This window comes from Halorussus salinus (genome assembly GCF_004765815.2).
In the GTDB taxonomy this organism is placed as follows: domain Archaea; phylum Halobacteriota; class Halobacteria; order Halobacteriales; family Haladaptataceae; genus Halorussus; species Halorussus salinus.
On sequence record NZ_SBIS02000011.1, the window covers coordinates 279,772 to 299,918 of the forward strand.

Annotated in this window: 21 protein-coding genes; 5 read left to right on the forward strand and 16 right to left on the reverse strand. The window is 63.3% G+C overall.

What is annotated here, in order from left to right; genetic code table 11:
• Positions 1 to 92: 92 nt before the first annotated feature.
• From pheA to EPL00_RS20840, 13 genes are all read right to left on the reverse strand, one after another.
• A complete protein-coding gene (pheA, locus tag EPL00_RS20780; protein ID WP_135854735.1) occupies positions 93 to 905 on the reverse strand; it encodes a prephenate dehydratase in 813 nt (270 codons plus the stop codon).
• A gap of 498 nt (positions 906 to 1,403) precedes the next feature.
• On the reverse strand, positions 1,404 to 1,625 hold the full coding sequence (locus tag EPL00_RS20785; RefSeq protein ID WP_135854734.1) for a hypothetical protein: 222 nt from the start codon (positions 1,623 to 1,625) through the stop codon (positions 1,404 to 1,406).
• Positions 1,626 to 1,704: 79 nt separating this feature from the next.
• Positions 1,705 to 1,914: an HVO_0649 family zinc finger protein gene (locus EPL00_RS20790; protein WP_135854733.1), complete on the reverse strand. Its 210-nt coding sequence runs from the start codon at positions 1,912 to 1,914 to the stop codon at positions 1,705 to 1,707.
• A 101-nt stretch (positions 1,915 to 2,015) separates the two neighbouring features.
• Positions 2,016 to 2,405, reverse strand: a complete 390-nt coding sequence (locus EPL00_RS20795) for a type II toxin-antitoxin system VapC family toxin (RefSeq protein WP_135854732.1) — start codon at positions 2,403 to 2,405, stop codon at positions 2,016 to 2,018.
• A gap of 275 nt (positions 2,406 to 2,680) precedes the next feature.
• Positions 2,681 to 4,105: a dihydrolipoyl dehydrogenase gene (gene lpdA / locus EPL00_RS20800; protein WP_135854731.1), complete on the reverse strand. Its 1,425-nt coding sequence runs from the start codon at positions 4,103 to 4,105 to the stop codon at positions 2,681 to 2,683.
• 70 nt (positions 4,106 to 4,175) lie between these two features.
• Positions 4,176 to 4,475, reverse strand: a complete 300-nt coding sequence (locus EPL00_RS23900; protein ID WP_238398268.1) for a hypothetical protein — start codon at positions 4,473 to 4,475, stop codon at positions 4,176 to 4,178.
• Between the two features lie 230 nt (positions 4,476 to 4,705).
• Complete coding sequence (locus EPL00_RS20810) at positions 4,706 to 4,936, reverse strand: UPF0175 family protein (protein WP_135854729.1); 231 nt, start codon at positions 4,934 to 4,936, stop codon at positions 4,706 to 4,708.
• Between the two features lie 52 nt (positions 4,937 to 4,988).
• The gene (gene ilvA / locus EPL00_RS20815) at positions 4,989 to 6,206 is read right to left on the reverse strand and encodes a threonine ammonia-lyase (protein ID WP_135854728.1); all 1,218 of its coding nucleotides are present in this window, start codon (positions 6,204 to 6,206) and stop codon (positions 4,989 to 4,991) included.
• A 105-nt stretch (positions 6,207 to 6,311) separates the two neighbouring features.
• A complete protein-coding gene (locus EPL00_RS20820) occupies positions 6,312 to 7,898 on the reverse strand; it encodes a dihydrolipoamide acetyltransferase family protein (RefSeq protein WP_135854727.1) in 1,587 nt (528 codons plus the stop codon).
• A 1-nt stretch (position 7,899) separates the two neighbouring features.
• A complete protein-coding gene (locus EPL00_RS20825) occupies positions 7,900 to 8,901 on the reverse strand; it encodes an alpha-ketoacid dehydrogenase subunit beta (protein ID WP_135854726.1) in 1,002 nt (333 codons plus the stop codon).
• 3 nt (positions 8,902 to 8,904) lie between these two features.
• A complete protein-coding gene (gene pdhA / locus EPL00_RS20830) occupies positions 8,905 to 10,026 on the reverse strand; it encodes a pyruvate dehydrogenase (acetyl-transferring) E1 component subunit alpha (RefSeq protein ID WP_202932724.1) in 1,122 nt (373 codons plus the stop codon).
• A gap of 327 nt (positions 10,027 to 10,353) precedes the next feature.
• Positions 10,354 to 11,301 (reverse strand): lipoyl synthase, encoded by a 948-nt coding sequence (lipA, locus tag EPL00_RS20835; RefSeq protein ID WP_135854724.1) that lies wholly within the window; start codon positions 11,299 to 11,301, stop codon positions 10,354 to 10,356.
• Between the two features lie 112 nt (positions 11,302 to 11,413).
• Positions 11,414 to 11,677 carry a UPF0175 family protein gene (locus tag EPL00_RS20840; RefSeq protein ID WP_135854723.1) on the reverse strand — a complete coding sequence of 88 codons (264 nt, stop codon included), beginning with the start codon at positions 11,675 to 11,677 and terminating at the stop codon, positions 11,414 to 11,416.
• 108 nt (positions 11,678 to 11,785) lie between these two features.
• On the opposite strand from EPL00_RS20840, the gene EPL00_RS20845 reads away from it, so the two are divergent.
• Positions 11,786 to 13,129 carry a pentapeptide repeat-containing protein gene (locus tag EPL00_RS20845; protein ID WP_135854722.1) on the forward strand — a complete coding sequence of 448 codons (1,344 nt, stop codon included), beginning with the start codon at positions 11,786 to 11,788 and terminating at the stop codon, positions 13,127 to 13,129.
• Between the two features lie 18 nt (positions 13,130 to 13,147).
• Here EPL00_RS20845 and EPL00_RS20850 read toward each other — a convergent pair whose 3' ends face one another.
• Entirely contained in the window at positions 13,148 to 13,537 is a 390-nt protein-coding gene (locus tag EPL00_RS20850; protein ID WP_135854721.1) for a hypothetical protein, read from the reverse strand.
• Positions 13,538 to 13,659: 122 nt separating this feature from the next.
• Between EPL00_RS20850 and EPL00_RS20855 the strand changes: the two genes are divergently transcribed.
• Positions 13,660 to 13,971 (forward strand): hypothetical protein, encoded by a 312-nt coding sequence (locus EPL00_RS20855; RefSeq protein ID WP_202932725.1) that lies wholly within the window; start codon positions 13,660 to 13,662, stop codon positions 13,969 to 13,971.
• Positions 13,972 to 14,122: 151 nt separating this feature from the next.
• Positions 14,123 to 14,464 (forward strand): DUF378 domain-containing protein, encoded by a 342-nt coding sequence (locus EPL00_RS20860; RefSeq protein WP_135854720.1) that lies wholly within the window; start codon positions 14,123 to 14,125, stop codon positions 14,462 to 14,464.
• 293 nt (positions 14,465 to 14,757) lie between these two features.
• On the opposite strand, the gene EPL00_RS20865 is transcribed toward EPL00_RS20860, so the two are convergent.
• Entirely contained in the window at positions 14,758 to 15,393 is a 636-nt protein-coding gene (locus EPL00_RS20865; protein WP_135854719.1) for a class II aldolase/adducin family protein, read from the reverse strand.
• A 161-nt stretch (positions 15,394 to 15,554) separates the two neighbouring features.
• On the opposite strand from EPL00_RS20865, the gene EPL00_RS20870 reads away from it, so the two are divergent.
• Positions 15,555 to 16,952, forward strand: coding sequence for an MATE family efflux transporter (locus EPL00_RS20870; RefSeq protein ID WP_135854718.1), 1,398 nt, complete (start codon positions 15,555 to 15,557; stop codon positions 16,950 to 16,952).
• A gap of 17 nt (positions 16,953 to 16,969) precedes the next feature.
• On the opposite strand, the gene EPL00_RS20875 is transcribed toward EPL00_RS20870, so the two are convergent.
• Positions 16,970 to 19,336, reverse strand: a complete 2,367-nt coding sequence (locus EPL00_RS20875) for a DEAD/DEAH box helicase (protein WP_135854717.1) — start codon at positions 19,334 to 19,336, stop codon at positions 16,970 to 16,972.
• A 124-nt stretch (positions 19,337 to 19,460) separates the two neighbouring features.
• On the opposite strand from EPL00_RS20875, the gene EPL00_RS20880 reads away from it, so the two are divergent.
• The gene (locus EPL00_RS20880) at positions 19,461 to 20,114 is read left to right on the forward strand and encodes a DUF3800 domain-containing protein (RefSeq protein WP_135854716.1); all 654 of its coding nucleotides are present in this window, start codon (positions 19,461 to 19,463) and stop codon (positions 20,112 to 20,114) included.
• Positions 20,115 to 20,147 lie beyond the last annotated feature (33 nt).

Consider the following 20,147-nt stretch of genomic DNA (forward strand, 5'->3'; position numbering starts at 1 on the left):
CTGGGCGTCTCGCCCGTCGGGAGTTCGCCGCGTTCCGCCTTAAAAATTCAGCCCGACGGGAGACCCGGAGCCGTCGAGCGCCAGTCGGGCGGTCAGTACAGCACGTGTTCGGTGTCGTAGGACCCGAGTCGCCGGACCCACCCGTTCTCGGCGATGTCCTCCACGTCGGCGATGGCCGCTCGGGCGCGCTCCTCGTAGAGGCCCGCCTCGAAATCGACGTGGAACACGTAGTCGCCCAACCGCTCGCCGCTCGGGCGGGACTCAACGCGCGTCAGGTTGACATCACGCTCGGCGAACGGTTCCAGCAGTTCGAGCAGGAGACCGGGGTAGTTGGCGTTCGGGTAGACCACCAGCGAGGACTTGCCGCCCGCCTCGGACTGCTCGCTCGCGGGCGCGATGACGAAGAAGCGCGTCGCGTTCGAGTTCCGGTCCTGAATCCCCTCGGCGACGACCGAGAGGTCCGGGTCGCCGCTGGCGTTGTCCGGGTGGCCGATGGCGGCCACGTCGGGGTTCTCGCGGGCGTGTTCGACGCCGCGGGCGGTGCTGGCGACCGCTTCGAGGTCCGCGTCGGGGTACTCGGCTTCGAGGTAGCTTCGACACTGGGCCAACGCTTGGGAGTGGCTGGCGACGACGGAGAACTCGTCGCGCTGGGCGAGCAGGGCGTGGCGAATCGGCGTGACGATTTCCTGCACGGCGGCGATTTCGCGCTCGCTCAGCGCGTCCAGCGTCTCGGTGACGCTCCCCTCGATGCTGTTCTCGATTGGGACCACGCCGCGGTCGTACTCCTCGTCGGCGACGGCCTCCACGATGGCGGTGACGGACTCGCGGAACTCGACCTCGTCGGCGACGGCGCTAGCGGCGCGGTGCGAGTAGGTCCCCTCGGGACCGAGCGTGACTGCTTGCATGGGCCAGCGTTTCGCGGCGGCGGTCAAAAGGGCGTCGGGTATGACAGATTTTCTCGACAGAAGGAGCGGGAGCGACGAGATATTGGTTTTGGTTTCTTAAGGAATTGTTTAGGGTGTGAGAACAAATAATTTTGATTTTTGACTGCCAGCGGCCACGTTCCACGGTGGTCGGCGCGTGCGGGCGCGGCGCGAACGCGTCGCGCCAACCGCGCGAGGGATGAGGACCGCAACGACGTGAGGACCGCAATCGGGTGGGGAGGCGTGTGGCTGTCGCGGCGCGGTGCTGTGCGGGAGACTCCGTTTTGTCGGCAGTAACTCGCTTCTCTCCGCAGAAATTGCCCGCTTCCCGGCCACGGTCACCAACGGCTAGCTTCTCTCCGCAGAAATCGCTTCGCGGCGACAGTCACCAACAGCCAACTCTTCTCCGCAGAACTCGCCATCTCCGCCGATAGAATTAGTGGCAACGAGGGAACCGACGAGAACACCGATTCACGTCCGCTACTCCTCGTCCGACCCTAGAGCCGTCTCACCGAGCGGGACGGCGGTCAGTCCGCCCTTCTGTGCGCCCGTGAAGTAGTACAGCACCACCTCGGCCTCCGTGTCCACCCATCGGTAGATGGTGTTCTTCGCGGTGTGTTCCGGTTCGTCCACCGAGACGTTCTCGACGACCTCCCACCCGTGTTCGTTCTCGGGCGGCGCTTCGGAGCCAGCGGGTCCCATATCTCCGAGAGTCCGTTCCCGTCGGATAAATCTATCCAGTCGCGCCCCGAAATCGAAGCCGAGTCGCGCGACGCTCCGCTCACTCCTCGCCGAGGAGGAACGTCCGACGCCGGACGTAGCCGCAACTGGGACAGAGGTGGCGGTACTGGATGCGGTCGCCACCGGTCGCCGCGAGCCACTTCCCGTCGGCGTCGTCGTAGCCGCACTTCGGACAGACGAGGTCGCGCTCCTCGTAGCGCGAGCGCAGTCGCTCGAACGGGGAGTGGCCGCCGGGTCTGCTGTGGGCCATATCGTGATGTACGTTATCAAAGGACATAATAATTCGCTAGGAATCGGCATCGAAGTGACTACTGAACGCGAAGCAGAATTCGACAGTATCGTCCGGAGGAGTTACAAGAATTCGTCTGGAGACTTCGCACCGTTCTCCAGTAGTTCGGCGTCAAACGTCACAAGGGGTGCATCCTCGCCGTCTGCCATAGCGAGCGTTAGACAGTCCATCGGATAGAGGAGCAAATCTGCTTGGAGTTCGTACGCGTCAATGATCTCTCCAATATCGGGGACAAAAATATCGACCGATTTGGAAATGTCTTCAAGACGGGCTTCTACTCGCCCCTGTTCGACCTGTTTTTTCTTCGCCAGTACAGTCCGGAACTCCATCACGTTGAATACCGTCGTGCAGTAGTCGTAGTCTTGATTCAAAAACTCGGTAGCGAGATCACCACGACCCGGTTCGTCCACGGACGCGGCGATGAAGATGTTCGTATCGACGAAGACCTTCATTCCCGTCGTCGTACTTCCCGAACTGCCTTAACTGAATCGACAGAAACGTCTTCGAGTGTGGCCTGAAGGCGGTCGCCGAGCCGAGAGGTCTCTTCGGATTCCGACGAAGGGAGCAGTTCGTCGTCGGGAGATTCGTCCTCCGGCGGTCGAACGAAATCGGCGACTCTACGGATGGAGGTTCCCATACGACCATAAGGTTTTAGGCCTAAGTTTATAATGTTTGCCCCGATACTGGCACGTAGTCGCATTCGAATCGACTCGCTACGCGAGTCGGCTCACCGATTCAGGGTGTGAATCGCGTGCCCCAGCGCGTTCTCGGCGGCCTCCATCACGGCCTCGCTCAAGGTCGGGTGGGTGTGAATCGTCGCGGCCACGTCTTCGAGCGTCGCGCCCATCTCGATGGCCAGCCCCATCTCCGCGACGAGTTCGGAGGCCTCCGGCCCGACGATTTGGGCACCGAGCAGGAACCCGCTCGGCTCGTCGGCGACGATGCGGACGAAGCCGTCGGCGTGGCCCGTCGTGAGCGCGCGTCCCGAGGCGTTGAACGGGAACTTGCCGACGACCGGCTCGAAGCCCTCCTCGTCGGCTTCCTCCTCGGTCATGCCGACCGTGCCGATTTCGGGGTCGGTGAACACGGCCGCGGGGACCGCCTGATAGTCGAGCGCGGCGGGTTCACCGGCGATGACCTCCGCGGCGACCTGCCCTTCCTTGCTGGCGACGTGCGCGAGCATCGGTTCGCCCGCCACGTCGCCGATAGCGTGGATGTGGTCCACGTTCGTCCGCGTGCGGTCGTCGGTCGGCACGAAGCCGTTCTCGTCGGTCTCGACGCCCGCGTTGTCGAGTTCGAGCGTGTCGGTGACGGGTTCGCGACCGACCGCGACCAGCACCTTCTCGGCACCGAACTCCGAGACGGTTCCCTCCTCGTCCTCGGTCATCACGGTGATGCCGTCGCCGGACTCCTCCCACTCGCTGGCGGCCTCGCCGAAGTGGAAGTCGATGTCCAACTCCTCGGCTTTCTGCTTGACGGGGCGGGCGAGGTCCTCCTCGTAGCCCGGCAGCACCGAGTCGAGCATCTCGACGACGGTCACGTCGGTCCCCAACTTGGCGAACACGCCCGCCAGTTCCATGCCGATGTAGCCCGCGCCGACGATGACGAGGCTCTCCGGAACTTCGTCCAGCGCGAGCGCCTGCCGGGAGTCGAGTACCGGGTCGTCGCCGAAGTCGAAGCCCGGCACCTCGATGGGGCGACTTCCAGTCGAAACGATGGCGTGTTCGAACTCGACGGTCTCGGACCCCTGTCCCTCGCCGCCGTGGACGACTCGGGCCTTGTTCTCGTCGGCGAACTCCGCGCGGCCCTCCATCAGTTCGACGCCGTTGGCCTTGGCGAGCTTTTCCACGCCGCCGGTCAACTGGTCCACGACGCCGTCCTTCCAGCCGACCATCTCGTCCATCTCGACCTCGGGGTCGGCGTAGATGCCCATCTCCTCGGCGTGGCCCGCCTCGTGAGCGAGGTCCGAGGCGGTAATCATCGCCTTCGAGGGGATACACCCGTAGTTCAGACACGTTCCGCCGTAGGCGTCTTTCTCCACGAGCGTCACGTCCAAGTCCAACTGCCCCGCGCGAATCGCGGCGACGTAGCCGCCCGGTCCCGCGCCGATAACCAGTACGTCCGTTCCCGTCGAGATGTCTCCGACGACCATATGTTCGAGGAGTCGCGCTTGTAGGTGAAAAATGAGGTGGATTTTGCGGCGAGACTGGAATGCTAGCGTTTCACTCGGAGTCGTCCGGAAGAGCCTCGGCGACAGATTCGACTGGAGCGTAGTAGTCACGCTCTCGACGCCACCTGTCGAGCCACGTATCAGCAGTCTCGACCGAAATCTCGTCGTTGACGATACCGTTTACCAACAGGCCGATAGAGCCAGTCTTCGCCACGTCGTAGTCGTCCGCGAGTCGGCGTGCCGCCAAGTCGTCTGTGACGAGTGTTTCGTCGGTCTGTTCGGCTACGACGAAGGCTTCTGCCTCGCCGGGGTCGAGGCGTTCGTAAGCGTACGAGTATTCCACCTCGGTCACGAGTTCGTCCGCCGGGTCGAACGTCGGAATTCGGTCGTCGTCGATGGCTCGAACTACCGACCGGAGAAATTCGTGTCCGTTTTCGACGCCTCGTCGGAGTTCGCGTCGGACGGCAGGGACCGTTTCGGGCGCGGCGAAAGCCAATATCAACCACGGAATCGAGTCGGAACTCGAAAAGTTGCTCAGTACGGTCGCATCGAGAATTAGTACTGATGGCTGTTCGCTCCGACTCATTCGAGGTCCAGCGCGACATCGACTTCACTCTCCAACTCCTCTTCGCTCTGCGGGCCGAGTCGTAGTTCTACACCCGCCTCTCGGAGGATGTCCCTCATCTCCCAGCGAGTGACACCGGTCCGCTCGGCGGCTTTTCCGAGGCTGATTTCGCCGAGCGCGTACAGGCCGATAGTCTCGGCGAGGTCACTCGAATCTCCGCCGCGGGCGTTCTTCCGTTCCGAGGCCATCTCTACACGAAACTGGGGCGTCTTCACTTATGAAGTTGTGGACGACCCCAGGCTACGCCACTCGTTCGACCTCGTACCCCGCGTCCCGAACCTTCGCCATGATGTTCTCGGCGTGGCCGGTCCCGCTCGTGACGACCTGAAAGACGAGGTACGCCTCGCCGACGCGCAGGTCGTCCACCGCGCGGTCGTGGCGGACCGTCCGGATGTTCGCGCCCGTGTCGGCGATGATGCCCGAGAGGGTCGTCATCTCGCCGGGTTCGTCCTCGATGCGAACCCGGAGCCGGAGGAGTTGACTGCGCTCGGTCAGCGCCTGCGTGAGGACTGTCTGGAGCATCGAGATGTCGATGTTGCCCCCCGAGAGGACGGGGACGACCGTCTCGCCGGACACGTCCAAATCCTCGGCAAGGAGCGCCGCCACCGACGAGGCCCCGGCCGCCTCGACCAACTGCTTGGCGCGCTCCAGCAACAACAGTTCCGCGCGGGCGATTTCGTCGTCGGTCACCGTGACCACCTCGTCCACGTACTCCTCGATGAGACCGAGCGTCAACTCCGAGATGCTCCCGGTGGCGATGCCGTCGGCGATGGTCTTCGGCGAGTCGATGGACGCCGGAATCCCCTTGTCGAGGCTCTCGGGGACCGTCGCGGCCTCCTCGGCCTGCACGCCGACGACGCGAACGTCGGGGTCGAGTTCGGCCAGTGCGGCGCTAGCACCGCCAATCAATCCGCCGCCGCCGATGGGCACGACCACGGTGTCCACCTCGGGCAACTGCTCGTGGATTTCGAGGCCGATGGTGCCCTGCCCCGCGACGATGGCCGGGTCGTCGTAGGCGTGGACGAACTCGGTGTCGTCGGCCTCGGTCAGCGACTGGGCGTACGCCATCGCGGCCCGGAAGTCCTCGCCACGCAACTCCACGTCCGCGCCGTACCCTCTGGTGGCCTCGACTTTCGCCTGCGGCGCGTTCTCGGGCATGACGATGGTCGAGTCGATGCCGGTCTTGGTCGCGGCCAGTGCGACGCCTTGGGCGTGGTTGCCCGCGCTCGCGGCCACGACGCGCGAGACGCCGCCGCGGTCGGCGACCTGCTGGAGTTTGTTGTACGCTCCTCGGGTCTTGAACGACCCCGTGCGCTGGAGGTGTTCCATCTTGAGGTGGACCGCCGCGCCGGTCAACTCGCTCAGCGACCGACTGCGCTCGATTTCGGTCCGCTGGACGACCGACTCGTCGAATCGCTCGCGTGCCGCCTCCACGTCGCGCAGGCTCACTTCGGTCATATTTGCCAGTACGGGAGACGCTATATATCAGTTTTCAGTGCGAGCGACCGCACGAGTCCGAAACCGAAGTAGAAAGGGGAAAACGCCGAAAGAGCGTCGAGAGCCTTACTCCAACAGGAGGAGTTCGGGGTTCTCGACGTACTCGATGAACGTGTTGGCGAACGCCGCGGCGTCTGCGCCGTCCACGATGCGGTGGTCGATGGACAGCGAGATGGGCAGGGTGTGTTTCGCGACGACCTCGCCGTCTTCGACGACGGGGCGCTGTTTCAGTTCGCCGATGCCGAGGATGGCCGCCTCGGGGTAGTTGAGGATTGGCGTCGCGTACTCGCCGCCGATGGCACCGAAGTTCGTGACGCTGAACGTCGAACCCTGCAACTCGTCGCGCGAGATGGAGCGGTCGCGGGCCTTCTGGACGACCTCGTTGACCTCACTGGAGATTTGCAGGAGACCTTTCTGGTCGATGTCGTCCACGACCGGGACCATCAGTCCGGCGTCGGTCGCGGTCGCCACGCCGACGTTGTAGTAGTTCTTCCGGAGGATTTCACCGGCCTCCTCGTCCAACTCGGCGTTCAGCTTGGGGTGCTGTTTGAGCGCGGCGACGACCGCCTTCATGACGAACGGCATGTAGGTCAGCCGAATGCCCTGCTCCTCGGCCTTCGGCTTGAGCCGTTCACGGGTGTCCACGAGTTGCTCCACGACCGCGGTGTCGTGGTGCGTGACGTGGGGCGAGGTGTACTTCGACCGGGACATCGCGTCGCCGATGGTCTTGCGGACGCCCTTGTACTGGATGCGCTCGACGCGCTCGCCCTCGGGCGTCGCGGCCGCGGTCTCGGCTTGGGACTGCTGGGCCTGTCGCTGGGCCTCGGCGTACTGCATCACGGCCTCGCTGGTGACGAACGCCTCGCCGTCGCGCTGTTCGCTGGCGGGGACCGCGTTCAGGTCCACGCCCTGTTCCTCGGCGACGCGCCGGGTCGCGGGCGCGGCCAGCGTCCGCTCGCGGTCGGCCGACTCGACCGACCCCGGTGCCGGGCCGCTCGTCGCACCGCCGGACTTGCCGGACATGTCGTCGTCCGCGGGGCCGGGGCCGCTCGTCGCGCCGCCGGATTGGGCGGATGGGTCTCCGCCGGATTGGGCGGATGGGTCTCCGCCGGATTGGGCCGACGGTTCGTCCGTCCCGTCGTCGGTGCCCGACGACTCGGCGGCTTGGCGCACGTCCCGTTCGGTCACGCGACCGCTCGGGCCGGACCCATCGACGGACGCGATGTCCACGCCGAGTTCGCGAGCGAGGCGGCGCGCGCTCGGCGCAGCGAACACGCGGCCCTCGCCGGTCGAAACCTCGCCGGAGTCGTCGGCGGAGACTTCGGGTTCCTCGGCGGTCTCGGTCTGGGATTCGGTCGGCTCGTCGGACTGGGCGCTCTCGGTCGCGGTCTCGTCGGCGGGTTCGGCCTCCTCGCCCTCCACGTCGAAGGTGATGATGACCGACCCGACTTCCACGACTTCGCCCTCTTCGGGGATTATCTCGCGGACCGTGCCGTTGACCGGCGACGGGACCTCCACGATTGCCTTGTCGGTCTCGACCTCGGCGACCGCTTGGTCCTCCGTGACCGGGTCGCCCTCCTCGACCAGCCAACTGACGATTTCGCCCTCGGCGACGCCCTCGCCCACGTCGGGCAGTTTGAATTCTCGTACCATGTTAGAAGCCTACAGCGTCCCGGATGCCTTCCTTGATGCGGGCCGGTTCCGGCAGGTAGTAGTCTTCGAGCGCGTACAGCGGGAACGGCGTGTCGAAGCCGGTGATGCGCTCGACCGGTGCCTCCTGATACAGCAGGGCCTCCTCCTGAATTATCGAGGAGATCTCCGCGCCGAGGCCGCCGGTCTTCGGGGCCTCGTGGACGACCGCCGCGCGGCCGGTCTTCTTGAACGACTCGACGATGGTCTCCTCGTCGAGCGGGGAGACGGTCCGGAGGTCCACGACCTCCACGTCGATTTCGCCCTCCAACTGCTCGGCGGCCTCGACGGTCGGTCGGGTCATCGCACCCCACGTGAACACCGAGATGTCCGAGCCTTCCTTTCGGACGGCGGCCTCGCCGATGGGCACCTCGTAGGACTCGGTCGGCACGTCGCCGCGGAACGCCCGGTAGATGAGCTTCGGTTCGAGGAACATCACGGGGTCGGGGTCGCGGATGGCCGAGGTCAGCAGGCCCTTGGTGTCGTAGGGCGTGCTGGGGATGACTACCTTGAGTCCGGGCTGGTGGGCGAAGAACGCCTCCGTGGACTCGGAGTGGTGTTCGGGCGCGCGGATGCCGCCGCCGTACGGCGCGCGGATGACCATCGGACAGGTGAACCGGCCGCGGCTACGGGTCCGGAGTCGCGCGGCGTGGCTCACGATTTGGTCGAAACCGGGGTAGATGAACCCCATGAACTGGATTTCCGGAATCGGCTTCAGGCCGTAGGCCGCCATGCCGATGGCGGTGCCGATGATGCCGGACTCGGCCAGCGGCGTGTCGATGACGCGGTCCTCGCCGAACTCGTCGTAGAGGCCCTCGGTCGCGCGGAAGACGCCGCCGTTCTTCCCAACGTCCTCGCCCATGACGAGTACGTCGTCGTCCTGCTGCATCTCGGTGTACAGTCCGTCTCGAACCGCCTGAACCAGCGTGAGGTTCTCGGTCTCTTGCTGTTGTGCTTGTTGACTCATTGATTAGTCCTCCAGTAGCGCGTCGTCGCCGTACTGCTCGCGGATGCCTTGGAACTGCTCGAACTGCTCGCGGAGGTGCTTGGGCATGTCGGCGTAGACGTGTGCGAATATCTCCTCGGGGTCGGGACGCTCGACTTCCTCGGCGGCGTCGATGGCATCCGCGACCTCGTCTTTGACCTCCTGTTCGATGGTTTCGACCTTCTCGTCGTCTAAGACGCCGCGGTCCCGGAGGAACGCCTCCAGTCGCGGAATCGGGTCCTTCTGCTTCCAACGCTCGACCTCCTCGTCCTCGCGGTAGACCGAGGGGTCGTCGGCCGTCGTGTGGGCACCGTAGCGGTACTGGACCGCCTCGATGAGCGTCGGCCGGAGGTCGTCCTCGCCGGGGTCCTTGGCCTTCTCGATGGCGTCTTTCGTTACCTTGTAGACGGCGAGGGGGTCCATCCCGTCCACCTGCACGCCCTCGAAGCCGTAGGCTTGGGCCTTCTGGGCGATGGTCGCGGAGGCGGTCTGACGCTCGCGGGGCACCGAGATGGCCCACTGGTTGTTGTTGCAGAAGAACACCGTCGGGGTGTCGAACACGCCCGCGAAGTTGAGTCCCTCGTGGAAGTCACCCTCCGAGGTCGCTCCGTCGCCGAAGTAACAGACGAAGGCTTTCTCCTCGCCCTTGAGCTTCGAGGCCCACGACGCGCCGGTCGCGTGGGGAATCTGCGTGGCGATAGGGACCGCGACGGTGAAGATGTTGGTGTCGTCGGGGATGGCGTTGCCCTGCTCGTGGCCCATCCAGTACAGCAGGGTCTGTTTCAGCGAGAGGCCACGGACCATCCCGGCACCGTGTTCCCGATAGCTCGGGAACAGCCAGTCGTCGTCGGCCAGCGCGTGGGCGCTCCCGATCTGGGCACCCTCCTGCCCGGAGAGGGGCGGATAGGTCCCCATCCGACCCTGCCGGTTGAGCGAGACCGCTCGCTCGTCGAAGTGGCGGGTGAGTTTCATCTCGCGGTACATGGCCACCATCTCGTCGTCGGAGATGTCGGGCACGTCCGCGCCTTCTACCACGTTACCGTCCTCGTCGAGGACCTGTACTCGGTCCTGCGGGTCTTGGTGTACGATGCTCACGGTCGAACCCATCCTGACATATCGAAACGGTCTCCCGCTGGCGTAATAGGGTTTTCGTAACTAACTTTCCGGAGGTACGATTCTTCCCCGGCTTCCTCGCGCGAATCGACATTTTCTCCCGTAGAAATCGGCTTTTTCTGAACTTTTCTCCAGAAAAATAGACGATCGTCTGTCGTAGGGTTGCTCATATGGGGCTCTGGTGAACGAACGGCAATTATTGCGGGAACATTCGGTAGAATCGCACCGACCGGCGAGTTCGCGAAGCCAACCGACCGGACTCTCGGAGTTTTCGGTCAGACCGAGGCCCGCCGGGCCTCGCGGGTCGTACCTCCTCGCTCGTCAGTCCGAGGCGGCCACGCCGCCTCGCGCCTCGCGTCTGGCCTGCTCGACGGTCTTGCCGTCGCGCAGCACGGCGTCCACGAACAGTTCGCCCGCCTTGTACGACGACCGGACCATCGGGCCGCTGGCGCAGTAGAGGAAGTCCAACTCGTCTTCGGCGACGCGACGCCACGTCTCGAACTTCGCGGGGTGGACGTACGTCTCCACGTCGAGGTGAGTACGAGAGGGCTGGAGGTACTGGCCGAGTGTCACCACGTCCACGTCGGCCTCCCGCAAATCCGAGAGTGTCTGGTAGACCTCGTGGTCGTACTCGCCGACGCCGAGCATGATGGAGGTCTTGGTGTAGATGTCGGACTCGCGTTCGACCTGTTCGAGGACCGAGAGGCTCTGTTCGTACCCCGCCCGCGGGTCGCGGACCGGTTGCTGAAGCCGCTCGACGGTCTCGACGTTGTGCGCGATAACGTCCGGCTCGGCGTCGATTATCTTCTGGATGAGGCTCTCCTCGCCCCGGAAGTCGGGGATGAGAACCTCCACGAGAATCGAGGAGTCCCGCTTCTTTATCTCCCGAATCGTCTGCGCGAAGTGGGCCGCGCCCTGCCCCTCCAAGTCGTCGCGGTCCACCGAGGTCAGGACCACGTAGTCGAGGCCGATTTCCGCGACGGCGCTCGCCACGTTCGCGGGTTCGTCGGGGTCTAACGGCTGGCCGCCGCCGGTGTCAACGTCGCAGAACCCGCAGTTGCGGGTACACTGGTCGCCCATCAGCATGAACGTCGCGGTGCCGCCCGAGTCGGAGTTTTTCCCACTCCAGCACTCGCCGAGGTTCGGACAGTTGGCCTCCTCGCAGACGGTGTTGAGGTCGTGGTCCCGCAGGGTCTGCTTGATGCCCGTGAACTCTCGGCCGGACGGCGGTTGCATCTTCAGCCAGTCGGGTTTCCGGCGGCGACTCATTGGCTCTGTGTTGGGTTGGGGTAGTGAAAAGGGTAGGGTATTCGCGGGCGAGGGTGGGCGTTCGGTCGGTTTTGACTTCTCTTGCTTGCAGAAGGCGGACGGAGGAATCTCGTCAGGCGTCGTCAAGGAAGCCGATGTTGCGGTCGATTCCGCGCTCACGAAGCAACTCTTTGAGCTCCTCGGGACTGTGACCCGCAATTTCGGCGGCACGATTGAGGCTCACGTCGCCCGTCTTGTACTGCTCGACGGCGAGTTCGGTCCGGAGTTCCGGACGTTTGTCCAGCAGTGCCCGGAACGCCTCTTCGAGGAACTCCTCTTCCGAGGCGAAGCGGCCGGTTCTTCGCAGGAGTTCGATATTTTCCTTAACGTTGCTCATGGACTAATCTCCTTGTTTTGAATTTGGGTTCTCGGACTAATAAACGGTGAGGCGAGTCTCATTACGCAGAAAGGTGGATTTTTTACGAGGGTATTTGTGGTGGTTGGTATGAGTGAGCGCGTTCCGGAGGATAGGTGTGGATATGTGAGTGCTGAAGATTTGCCGGAGGATTTAGGTGGAGTTTGTTGTTGGCGATCTATTTGGAAGAACAATAATAAATGTTTTTGGCATACTGAGAAAGAGTCCAAGTCTTGTACTGAATTACAAAATGCACAGCTAAACAAGGGTGAGCGGTTGGATGGCGCGATTCTTAAAAAGAGCGCGATACCGCCAATTTCGTTTGCTGACGCTATCTTGTGGGATGCAGACTTTAAAAGCAGTACTCTATCTAATGTTAACTTCTCCAACGCAAATATTTGTAATTCCAGCTTTTTGGGAGCAGATTTAAGAGAAGCAGATTTAAGCAATACGTCGGCCGTCAACGCGGACTTTTGGCACTGTAGTCTTCGAGGAGCAGATTTAATAGGAGCAGATATGTCTAATTCGAGATTAGCGAATGTAGATTTGAGAGACACAGATACAATTGGATTGACCATTGAAAAAGCCAACCTCAACGAGGCAAATCTTAAAGGACTGATGTTAAGTAACGCCCTAATGACGAAATCAACATTTGCGGGGGCGAATCTTTCAGATACACAAATGTCTCAGTTATATCTGAAGGGCGCGGATTTCGAGGGAGCAACTCTCAAAAACGCAAAAGCCTCGAATACAAACTTCTCGCAGGTGAATTTTGAGGATGCTTCTCTTGTTCAGGCAGATATCCGAGATTCTAATTTTAAAAATACGCGCTTCTACCAGACTCTCTTTTCAGATACCCGCATCAACAGTAATACCGATTTCGGCGACACAACTGCCTACGAAGACCCCGACATCGACCTCGGCGAGAACTACGAAGACACCTCTCGATTCGAAGCCGCGGCGTGGGTCTACCGCCGCCTCCAAGACCTCCACGAGGAGAACGCCATGTCCGAACAGGCCCGCGAGTACCACGTCCGGAAGGAGGAGGCCCACCGCTCGAACTACTGGTCGAAGGGCCAGTACTTCCAGTGGTTCGTCTACACGCTGAATCGCTACCTGACGCGCCACGGCGAGAGCCTGAAACACGTCGTCACGTGGTCCGTCGGCACCATCCTCACCTGCGCGCTCGCGTACCCGTTCGCGGGCGGGATTTCCACTGGAAACGAGGTGTTCCGGGTCGGCTCCGGCGCGGCGCTCGGCGGCCTATTCCTCCGAAGTCTCTACTTCAGCACGGTCACGTTCACGACGCTCGGGTACGGCGACTACCACCCGGTCGGTCCCGCGGCGAAGGCGCTCGCCGGAGCCGAATCGCTCGCGGGCGCGCTCCTCGTGGCGCTGTTCGTGTTCGTTCTCGGCCGCCGCGTCGCGCGCTGAGTGATTTCGACCCGGAGTCTACTCCTCGCCTTCGGGTGCGACGTTCCGCTGGTCCTGCGTCGCGGCCGCGCCTTCCGCGTTCAGGGCGCTCTGGAGTTCGAACAGTGCCCGCGTGACTTTCCCCTCGTCGTTGAGCCTGTAGCGGCGGGGATTCGTGTCCGGGACCTCCTCGACGACGTTGAATTTCAGGAGGGTATCGACGTACGTCCGGACGGACTCGCGGCTGACGCCAGCGTGGTCGCCGAGTTCTTTCTTGTTGAACTCGCGTCCGGGTGGTGAATCGAGGAGCGCGTCGATGACCAACGGAAGCGTCTGGTTGTCGGTCAGCTCCAGCCATGCACTCGGGTTTTGGCGACGCAACTGCTTCATATCTGCCGAGTCAGGCGACGAATCGTTCGTGGGCGACATCGGTCGTTCCTTCGAACGGTATCGAGTCATATAGATTTTGCGTGTGTGCCAAATCTTTTTGGCGTACTTTCGATTCCAGTCTTTTAATATATCCCTTGAGTCAAAATAGGTGAGAGACACACATGGCGTCGCAGGAGGCAAGATGTGCAGTCGTACAGGTGCTGATCGCCGACCACAAGTACGGAACGCCGTTACCGAAAGAGGAGGTAGTGAGTCGGGCAGCGGTGAAAGACGACGGCGAAGCGAAGACGGCGTTCGAGGAGTTGAAGCAACAACCGTTCGTCCGCTACGGTCGTCAGCGAGGGATGCTGTTAGACAGCAGTCGATTCGGAGACTTGGCAGACTACCTCTATCATCGGTGTGGGTGGAAACCGTTCGTCATCGAGTCTCGACTGAAGCACTACGAGGGATGGTCCCGACACGAGTGGGTGTAGGTCGGGCGTACGCGCTGGACCATCGCTCCCGTTCGTATCACGACGACTGTTCGGCCACGGCCGAACTAATCGAATCGGAACCGAAGTACGACGCCCTACCGAGACGGATAAGGCCGCAATAACAAAACGTCTCAAACTCCTACCCCAATTTATGAACACCAACGCCTTCGACTGGCTCGCCATCCTCCTCGTCGCCGTCGGTGCGATAACGTGGGGAATCCTCGGCGTCACGGGGTTGACCGGCGAACCGCTCAACGTGGTCGACCTCCTGCTAGAGCCTATCTTCCGGCCCGGTCCGGCCCAAACCGTCGAGAACCTCATCTACACCCTCGTCGGCGTGGCGGGCGTCTACCTGCTGTACACCGCGTACAAGATGGGCCGCGCGAGTCGGCGAGCCACCCGCGAGCGCCGCAAGCGCGACGCGACGACTCGGACCGAGACGACGACCGACTACGGCGAGACCGACACCGACAACACGAATACCGAGTCCTAAGCGTTTCGAGGGAGCGGTTTTCAGCAAGTATCGACTTCTTGCTCGACGCAACTCCTCGAACAGCAACCGCTCCGACAGTCATCGTGAGTTCATCTTAGAAAGCCCCCGCCCGGTCGCGGTCGCTGAGCGACATATCCGACGGACGTAGTTGCGTCGGATAGGGGCCGCTCAGCCGACCACGGCCTTCGGCCGCGACCGGGCGGCCCCTTTATCCACCCAACGGTGGTCGTTTCGGCGGGCGTTTGCTCGTGGAAAGTTCCACCGAGCGCGGGCCTCAGGCCGCCCCGACCGCCTCACTCCTCGTCCTGCCCGTACCCCTCGAACTTCTCGGCGACGGCGGCCATCTCCTCACGGCTCAGTTCCACCGGGTCGCCGAACGCTTTCGCCTGACAGTAGATTCGAGCGGTGTACTCGACATTGACCGCGGTTTCGAGTGCGGAATCGGCGTCCTCGCCCGTGACGAGGAGACCGTGGTTGGCCAACAGGCACGCTTCGGCGTCGGCCTCCTCCATCGCCTCGACGGCGTTCGCGGCGAGTTCGGCCGTGCCGTAGGTCGCGTAGTCGGCGACCGGGACGGTCGTCCCGGCGAGCGCGAGCATGTAGTGGACGGGCGGAATCGGTTCGTGGAGAATCGCCAGCGTCGAGGCCCACGGCGAGTGGGTGTGGACGATAGCGCCCGCGTCGAACTCGCGGTAGACCGCGCTGTGCATCGGCGTCTCACTGGAGGGAGCGGTGTCGCCAGCGACCTGCTCGCCCTCCACCGAGACCACGGGCACGTCGGCGGCGTCGATACGGTCGTAGGCGACGCCGGTCGGCGTGACCGCGAATCGGTCGTCCCGGCGGACGCTCAGGTTACCCGTCCGGCCGGGCGTGAGACCTGCGAGGTCGGGCGCGCGGGTCGCAACCGCGCGGCGTTCGGCTCCGAGCATGTTTCGTTCGCACCGAGGAGGGGTAGCTATATATTCCCATGGGATGAAATTGCGAGAAACCCGCGAGGAGTTTCGATGGTCGCCCGACTCGTAACCCGTATATACATCGGAAAATTTATCAGTGGAAGCGATATTTTATTACTGTTAACTGAAGGAAAACGATGGTGAACGTATCGCGGGAAGAAATCACTGGTGGGTCGCTCGTTCGCTCTCTACTACTTCTGGCGGCACCATTAGTGATGCAGAACCTCGTGCAGGTCGCCCAACAGGTCGTCGACACGTTCTGGGTCGGGCGACTCGGCGAGAACGCAGTCGCGGCGGTCGGCGTCAACTTCCCCGTCATCGCGTTCATCTACAGCGTGACGATGGTCGTCAACACCGGGACGCAGGTCGTCGTCTCCCAGCGCGCGGGCGGCGACGACGACGCGGGCGGTCGGAAGATGGCGTTTCACGGGGCAACGCTCGCGCTCTTCTTCGGTATCACGTGCGCTCTCGTCGTCGCCGTCGGTGCGGAGACTATCATCGAACTCGTGTTGAGCGGCGAGGGGGTGACGACGCTGGCGACCACCTACCTCGCGACGTACATGTTCGGCTTCCCGTTCGCGATGACCAGCGACGCGATAGAGAGCGCGTTCGTCGGGTGGGGCGACTCGCGGGCCGCCCTTTACATCAACGTCACCGCGGTTCTGGTCAACATCGGTCTCGACCCCTTCCTCATCCTCGGGTGGGGACCGTTCGCCGAGATGGGCGTCCGGGGCGCGGCACTGGCGACCGCAATCGGCTATGCCGCCGGTCTCCTGCTCGGACTCGGGATGATTCTCCGCGGTCGTGACGGACTCACCTTCACCGACCGCGCCGTCGGCTTCGACGTGTCGGAGTACCGCGAAATCCTCGAAGTCGGCGTCCCCTCGGGCGCACAGCACGCGGTGAGCCAACTCGTCAGAATCGTCATCATCGCGCTGGTCTCGGCTGTCGGCGGCGCGGCGGCGCTTGCGGCCTACACCATCGGCGCGCGAGTCGCCAGCGTGGCGTTCATCCCGGCGCAGGGACTCGCGGGCGCGGCCCAGAGCATCGTCGGCCAGAACCTCGGTGCGGACAACCCCAGTCGCGCCCGGCAGACGACGTGGGTGGGCGCGGCCGTCGCGGCGGTCGGACTCACGCTCGCGGGCGTCGTCCAGTGGGTCGCACCCGAGTTCCTCGTCACCCTGTTCGTCGCCGACGTGAGTCCGAAGGCCTTGGAGATGACCGTCGATTACCTCGAAATTCTCGTCCTCGGCTACTGGGCTATCGGCGCGTGGTACCTGTTCAACGCCGGGTTCAACGGCGCGCGCCGGACCAAGGTCAGCATGGTCGCGGGACTGCTGAAGTACTGGGCGATTCGCCTCCCCATCGCGGCGGTCGGGGTCTTCTGGCTGGGCTACGGCGTCTATGCGGTGTTCTGGGCGGTGACGCTCTCGAACGTCGTCAGCACCGTCGGTGTCGGCCTCTACTACTACTACACGACCAACGACGGAATGTTGCAACGCGCCGCGGAGAAAGCAACCTCGGCCGCCGATTGAGTGGTGGCCGACGACTGCTATTCGACCTGCACGGTCCGCGAGTCCGTCACGGGAAGCAGTGGTAACTCGGGGAACGAGACTTCCACGACGTACTCCATCGTCTCGGTTCCGTCCATCGGACCGAACACCCCGACGGGGATGGTCGTCTCCCCGTCGAGGTAGGTCGTCGTCTCGGTCATCTCGACGCCGTTGACCGTCACGCGAATCCCGACTTGGGTTCCCTCGCCCGCGTTCCGGACCGTCACCTCGCGCATGTCGTTCTCGCCCGTCGGAATCGAGTCGGGGAACGACCCCCACGCGACCGAGAGTCGAGGGAGGTCGGCGGCGCTCTCGCGGACCGCCTCGGCGACGCCCGCGGAGAGACCCGCGTCCACGAGACCCTCCTCGCCCTCCTCGCGAACGTCCGCGGGCGTGGCGATTCCCTCTTTCGCCAGTTTGCTCGCGCGGCCCGACCCCACGCCGTCGATGGCGGTCAATCCCACCGCGTCGGAACTGACGCCGTGTTCGATGCGGGCCTCGACGCGGCGCGCGAGGTTGGCGGCGCGCGGGCGGTCGAAGCGTTCGAGGAACGCGCGGAGGGCCGCGAGCAAGCGGAGGGCGTTCTGGGTGATGACCCACGCGTCGCTCCGGAGTTCGCCGGGCGTCGTCCCCGTCGTCGTGGAGCGCAGGATGGCCAACACCTTGCGCGCGCCGGGTTCCAACTCGCCAGCGTCCTGTCCCACAAGGACCGAATCGACCGCCTCGCGCTCGGACTGGCGGGCGCTCACGCTGTCGAACTCCGCGGCGTCCGCGACGGTCCGGAGGACGGCCCCGGTGTCGATCTCCTCGCGCTGGGCGAGGTCGTGGAACTCGCCCGCGGTGCCGAGTCGGAGGTAGAACTTCGAGGCCAAGCGTCCGAGGGGCGTCGCCGAGACGCCCAAGTCGTCGCCGATATCCACGAAGCCCCGACTGTCGAGTCGTTCGAGCGCCTCGCGGACCCGCGTCCGGAGGTCGGCTTGCAGGTCGTCCAGCCCGTAGGCATCGGGGTTGGACTTCGCACGGACGTAGTAGAACGTCGTTTCGAGCCAGTCCATCACGTCGCCGAGGTCCCGGATGGTCCCCATCGCTATCTCGGCGTTGAGGTGGGCGTCTACGTCCTCCGCCAGTCGGGACTCGATTTCCTTCCCTTCCCGGAGGAGCCTGCGGTACTTGTCGGCCTCCGAGTGGTCGCAGACGACCCAGCCGTAGCCCACGTCGTCGTACTCCGGACGCCCGGCGCGCCCGAGCATCTGGAGGATGTCGAGAGGGCTCATGTCCACCTCGCCTTCGAGGGGGTCGTGGAGCTTCGTGTCCCGCAAGACGACGCATCTGGCGGGGAGGTTGACGCCCCACGCGAGCGTGGAGGTCGAAAAGAGGAGCTGAATCTTGCCCTGCTTGAACCACTCCTCTACCTTGTCCTTGTCGCCCTTCGAGAGTCCCGCGTGGTGGAAGGCCACGCCGTCCAGCACCGACTGCCGGAGCGTGTCGTTCTGGAGGTCTTGGGCCTCGTTGTGGAAGTCGTAGTCTCCTCGTGCGCCCATCGGAACGTCGCGCTCGCCGATTTCGTCGCGGGCCTTCTTGGCGGCCTGTACGGTGTCTTGGCGCGAGGAGACGAACACCAACGCCTGCCCGCCGTCGCGGATGTGCGGCTCCGCGAGGTCCAGCGCGCGGTAGAGTCGCCGGTACTTGTCCGCGAATGAGTTGTCGCCGTGAGTGTAAGTCTTGACGCCCGAGTTGAGGTCTACCGGCCGGTACTCGTCGCCGAACTCGAAGGTGGTCTCGGGCGGCGCGTCGAGCCAGTCGGCAACGTCTTCGACGTTGGGCATCGTCGCCGAGAGCGCGACGATTCGGGGGTCGGTGAGTCGCCGCAATCGCGAGACGGTGACTTCGAGGACGCTCCCGCGCTTCTCCGAATCCAGCAGGTGAACTTCGTCGATGACCACGCAGTCCACGTCCCGGATGAAGGCGTATCGCCGGGAGTCGTGCTTTCTGGTCGCCGAGTCGGTCTTCTCGGGAGTCATCACGAGGATATCGGCGCGCTCGGCGCGCCGGGGGTTGAGGTCGCGCTCGCCCGTGACGACGTAGACCGAGTACCCCAACTCCTCGAATCGCTCCCACTCGCTCTCCTTCTCGTTGGTCAGCGCGCGCATCGGCGCGACGAAGAGCGCGGTCCCGCCAGCTTCCAAGGTCCGACAGATGGCCAGCTCCGCCAGCGCGGTCTTCCCGCTCGCGGTCGGCGCGCTCGCCACCACGTTCTCGTCGGTTTCGAGGAGGGCGTCCACGACTTCGCGTTGCATGTCGTTGAACTCCTCGAACGGGAACACCTCGGCGAACTCGGGGTCGGGGACTGCCTCGGCGACTTCCATCGTACGAGTCACAGGGGCCGGGTGGCAAAGGCGTTTCTCTCTCGGAGCGGAGGTGGTGAGAATCCGAGTTCGGAACTCTATTGAAGCGCTTTTATTCTTCAGACAAACAATATTCTGGCAATCGATGGAACTCTACGGTGACGAATCGGGGCATCTCCGCTCTCTATTGGAAGGTGACGAAGACCTATTCGTGCTAGCGGTCGTCGCCGGAGAGGCAGAGCGCTGTATCCGATGTCCAAAGCGGACTGTTCGGAACGTCACTAATATCGAGGAAGCAAAGTGGAGTGAACTGACGGACACGCAACGACGGCGGATGGTTGAGTGCTTGATCGAGTGTGAACAAGATTTGTCGTTTGGGTACGTGACGATTGACCAAAGTGCCTTACTTCAGTTGCAAGCCCATTACCGTCTCTACGAAGACGACCTGAGGTACGCTTGGGACCTGTGTGTAATTGCCGACTGTTACGCTAGTATCATTGGAGAGCTTCTGCAAGACAGAAGCGGCCACATATTCACTTTCGACCGGCTTTTCTCAAAGAAAATGTCTGGGAGAATCATCGAGACGATGACCGAGACGACGCCAGAACTCAAAGTCCGTCACGAGGATTCACGGAAAGTAACTGGTATACAGACAGCAGATTGTTTCGCGGGCGCAGTCCGGGCCGACCGGTTGCAGGGGCAGAATTGGTTAGACCAATTTGAGGAGGTAAGCGATGTGACCGAGTCCGCACTTGTAACTGTCGAGGAACGGTTGCTCGGCGCAAAAACCGGCCCGTGATTGGCCTCCCACCCGCTTGCCCACATCGGCTCA

What these genes read in the sequence shown, in the direction of transcription:
- EPL00_RS20865 (WP_135854719.1), bottom strand. Translation starts at nt 15,393, where the DNA reads ATGCTCGGAGCCGAACGCCGCGCGGTTGCGACCCGCGCGCCCGACCTC.
- EPL00_RS20790 (WP_135854733.1), bottom strand. Translation starts at nt 1,914, where the DNA reads ATGGCCCACAGCAGACCCGGCGGCCACTCCCCGTTCGAGCGACTGCGC.
- EPL00_RS20825 (WP_135854726.1), bottom strand. Translation starts at nt 8,901, where the DNA reads ATGAGTCAACAAGCACAACAGCAAGAGACCGAGAACCTCACGCTGGTT.
- EPL00_RS20855 (WP_202932725.1), top strand. Translation starts at nt 13,660, where the DNA reads ATGGCGTCGCAGGAGGCAAGATGTGCAGTCGTACAGGTGCTGATCGCC.
- EPL00_RS20850 (WP_135854721.1), bottom strand. Translation starts at nt 13,537, where the DNA reads ATGTCGCCCACGAACGATTCGTCGCCTGACTCGGCAGATATGAAGCAG.
- EPL00_RS20840 (WP_135854723.1), bottom strand. Translation starts at nt 11,677, where the DNA reads ATGAGCAACGTTAAGGAAAATATCGAACTCCTGCGAAGAACCGGCCGC.
- EPL00_RS20870 (WP_135854718.1), top strand. Translation starts at nt 15,555, where the DNA reads ATGGTGAACGTATCGCGGGAAGAAATCACTGGTGGGTCGCTCGTTCGC.
- EPL00_RS20820 (WP_135854727.1), bottom strand. Translation starts at nt 7,898, where the DNA reads ATGGTACGAGAATTCAAACTGCCCGACGTGGGCGAGGGCGTCGCCGAG.
- pdhA (WP_202932724.1), bottom strand. Translation starts at nt 10,026, where the DNA reads ATGGGTTCGACCGTGAGCATCGTACACCAAGACCCGCAGGACCGAGTA.
- EPL00_RS20875 (WP_135854717.1), bottom strand. Translation starts at nt 19,336, where the DNA reads ATGGAAGTCGCCGAGGCAGTCCCCGACCCCGAGTTCGCCGAGGTGTTC.
- EPL00_RS20785 (WP_135854734.1), bottom strand. Translation starts at nt 1,625, where the DNA reads ATGGGACCCGCTGGCTCCGAAGCGCCGCCCGAGAACGAACACGGGTGG.
- EPL00_RS20860 (WP_135854720.1), top strand. Translation starts at nt 14,123, where the DNA reads ATGAACACCAACGCCTTCGACTGGCTCGCCATCCTCCTCGTCGCCGTC.
- EPL00_RS20845 (WP_135854722.1), top strand. Translation starts at nt 11,786, where the DNA reads ATGAGTGAGCGCGTTCCGGAGGATAGGTGTGGATATGTGAGTGCTGAA.
- lipA (WP_135854724.1), bottom strand. Translation starts at nt 11,301, where the DNA reads ATGAGTCGCCGCCGGAAACCCGACTGGCTGAAGATGCAACCGCCGTCC.
- EPL00_RS20880 (WP_135854716.1), top strand. Translation starts at nt 19,461, where the DNA reads ATGGAACTCTACGGTGACGAATCGGGGCATCTCCGCTCTCTATTGGAA.
- EPL00_RS20795 (WP_135854732.1), bottom strand. Translation starts at nt 2,405, where the DNA reads ATGAAGGTCTTCGTCGATACGAACATCTTCATCGCCGCGTCCGTGGAC.
- ilvA (WP_135854728.1), bottom strand. Translation starts at nt 6,206, where the DNA reads ATGACCGAAGTGAGCCTGCGCGACGTGGAGGCGGCACGCGAGCGATTC.
- pheA (WP_135854735.1), bottom strand. Translation starts at nt 905, where the DNA reads ATGCAAGCAGTCACGCTCGGTCCCGAGGGGACCTACTCGCACCGCGCC.
- EPL00_RS20810 (WP_135854729.1), bottom strand. Translation starts at nt 4,936, where the DNA reads ATGGCCTCGGAACGGAAGAACGCCCGCGGCGGAGATTCGAGTGACCTC.
- lpdA (WP_135854731.1), bottom strand. Translation starts at nt 4,105, where the DNA reads ATGGTCGTCGGAGACATCTCGACGGGAACGGACGTACTGGTTATCGGC.